1 protein-coding gene is annotated in these 607 nt (G+C 62.1%); it reads right to left on the bottom strand.

The features are described 5' to 3' along the window. The coding region (locus ACXR2W_RS14140; protein WP_489948866.1) for an IS110 family transposase at positions 1-607 on the bottom strand (607 nt) is incomplete at both ends.

The following is a 607-nucleotide window of genomic DNA, read 5'->3' as shown; positions in this document are numbered from 1 at the left end:
TGTTGGTGACCTCGCTGAACTCGCTCGTGGCCGCTGACTCCAGAATCGACGCATCCAACCGGTCCTTACGTGCTAACGCTTGTGTGACCGCGTCGTAGCCGGCATCAAACGCGGCCAGCGTGCCTGTCCCCGCCTCGGCAAAGAACTCTTTCCGTTGTCGTCGGAGCCACAAGTCGTGCGTCTTTGTCCACGCCGTCTTGCCCGTCGGATAGACGAGGCCATAACGCAGCAGTAGCTTGGAAAGGCGGTGGCGGGCTGCCATCAAATCTCGTCGGGCATCATCTCGGGCACGTACGAGGTCACGTGCCGCTTCTTCCGCCAGAGTGGGCACACGAACGGCGGTGAGCTCGTCCATACGCAGGAGCCGCGCCAAGAGCAGCGCGTCACGGGCATCTGTTTTGATGCGGTCGCCTGAGGGGCGCAGGAGCTTGGACGGGGCGGCTACCACCACATCGATTTCAGCAGCGGTGAGTGCTCGTGCCAGGGTGAACCCGGTGGGTCCAGCCTCATATGCCACCGCGATGTCATCGGTTGGTTGGGTGATCTCTGAGATCCAGGTCAGGACCGCGTCGGTAGATGCGGTCAGTGCGCTGTGATGAATGTCTCC

This window comes from Leucobacter faecis (assembly GCF_054456695.2).
Note: the sequence above shows the minus strand (reverse complement) of the source record. Positions and strands in the feature narration are given on the sequence as shown.